1 protein-coding gene is annotated in these 715 nt (G+C 78.0%); it reads right to left on the bottom strand.

The features are described from left to right. Positions 1-715: protein phosphatase 2C domain-containing protein (locus ACJA3G_RS38060; RefSeq protein ID WP_406557556.1), on the bottom strand; the 715-nt coding region annotated here is incomplete at both ends.

The following is a 715-nucleotide window of genomic DNA, read 5'->3' as shown; positions in this document are numbered from 1 at the left end:
CCACGGTGTTCAGGTCCATGGTGAGCCGGTCGCCCTCGGCGGTCTCCGAGGGCGGCGAGCCGAACCCGACGACGGGCTCGCCGCTGACGTCGCCCGGTTCGGGCGCGGCGGGCTCGATGTCCTGCCAGGCTCCCCCGCGCAGCCGGAACAGACCGCCCGGCCCGACCCCGAAGAAGACCCGGGTGCGGCAGCTGGGGTCGGCGGAGAGCAGCAGACAGCGCAGCCCCGCCGTGTACTCCTCGGGCTCCGCGCCCAGCTCGGCGGCGCGGGCGCGCAGCCGGCCGTAGCTGCGGTCGGTGAGCCGGTGCAGCCCGGACTTGAGGTCGCTGCGGCGCCCCGCCCTGATGTCGTCGGCGAGCCGGGTGTGGCTGCGGCCGATCGCGCCGCCGATCCAGCGGCAGGCGTCGGCGGCGGCGAGGTGCGCGCCCTCGAAGGCCCGCATACCGCTGGCGACGGCGACCAGGACCAGCGCGTCCTCGCCGCGCCCGAACCGGGCGGTGAGCAGGGCGTCGCGCCGGTGCTCGCCCCGGTAGCGGGCCGAGTCGCCGCGTACGGAGGCGGCGCGCAGGAGGTATGCCCCGTACCGGGCGCCGTCCAGGACGGTGTCCGCGACGAGCTCGTCGAGGCCGTCGGGCCGCGCGTCCGGCAGCGCGGTGGGCTCGGCGTCGTAGGTGGGCGGCCCGTCCCCCACATGACCGGCACGGGGCCGGGGCGG

The organism is Streptomyces sp. YS-3 (genome assembly GCF_045257485.1).
Classification (GTDB): domain Bacteria; phylum Actinomycetota; class Actinomycetes; order Streptomycetales; family Streptomycetaceae; genus Streptomyces.
The sequence above is the reverse complement of the archived record's forward strand: the minus strand, read 5'-3'. Positions and strand labels throughout refer to the sequence as shown.